A 1,167-nucleotide genomic window follows, 5' to 3' on the forward strand; every position below is an offset into this window, starting at 1 on the left:
GTATTTCCGCGAGAAGGTCCCGCTGCGCGAGATTGCGAGGCGCACGGGCCTGTCCCGGAACACGGTGCGCAGCTGGCTTCGGCAAACGGATGCCGTTGAGCCGAAGTACCCGAAGCGCGTCAGCCCGAGCGTCGTCGACGAGTGGGCCGCGCAACTGACGGGCTGGCTGCGGGCAGACAGTCATCGCCCGAAGCGTGACCGGCGCACGGCCCGGTTCATGTTCGAGGCCATCCGCGGCGAGGGCTACGCCGGCAGCTACGGCCGCGTCAGCGCCTTCGTGAGACGCTGGCACGAGGAGCAGGCTGAAGCACCGCGCAGGAAGGCCTATGTACCGCTGGCCTTCGAACCCGGCGAAGCATTCCAGTTTGACTGGAGCTGCGAATACGCCTTCATCGGCGGGTTGCGGCGACGCCTGGAGGTCGCCCACGTCAAGCTCAATGCCAGCCGGGCGTTCTGGCTGGTCGCCTATCCGACCCAGAGTCACGAGATGCTGTTCGATGCGCACGCCCGCGCATTCGCCGCGTTCGGCGGCGTGCCGCGCCGCGGCATCTACGACAACATGAAGACCGCCGTGGACAAGGTCGGCCGCGGCAAGGAGCGCGCGGTCAACGCCCGCTTCGAGGCAATGTGCGGCCATTACCTGTTCGAGCCGGAATTCTGCAACCGTGCCGCCGGCTGGGAGAAGGGCATCGTTGAGAAGAACGTGCAGGACCGGCGCCGCCAGATCTGGCACGAGGCTGCGCTACGACGCTGGGAAACGCTGGAGCTTCTGAACGAATGGGTCGCGGGCCAGTGTCGTCAGGCCTGGCAGATGCGGCACCCGCAGTGGCCCGAGCTGACGGTCGAGGACGTGCTGCAGGACGAGCGCACCAGGCTGATGCCCAATCCACGCCCGTTCGACGGCTATGTCGAGCAGACGCTGCGGGTGTCGTCGACCAGCCTCATCCACTTTCAGCGCAACCGCTACAGCGTGCCCACCGAGTATACGAACCAGCTGGTGAGCGTGCGCTGCTATCCGGCATATCTCAGCGTCGTCGCCGACGCCCAGGAGATCGCACGCCACGAACGCAGCTTCGAGCGGCACATGACCTTCTACGACTGGCGCCATTACATCACGCTGGTTGAGCGCAAACCCGGCGCGTTGCGCAACGGCGCTCCGTTCGTCAC

At 66.3% G+C, this 1,167-nt stretch carries 1 protein-coding gene; it reads left to right on the forward strand.

The features are described from left to right. The coding region (istA, locus tag C3Y15_RS31435; RefSeq protein ID WP_124260317.1) for an IS21 family transposase at window positions 1-1,167 on the forward strand (1,167 nt) is incomplete at both ends.

The sequence above is a fragment of the Burkholderia sp. B10 genome (assembly GCF_004368385.1).
GTDB classification, from domain to species: Bacteria; Pseudomonadota; Gammaproteobacteria; order Burkholderiales; family Burkholderiaceae; genus Burkholderia; species Burkholderia vietnamiensis.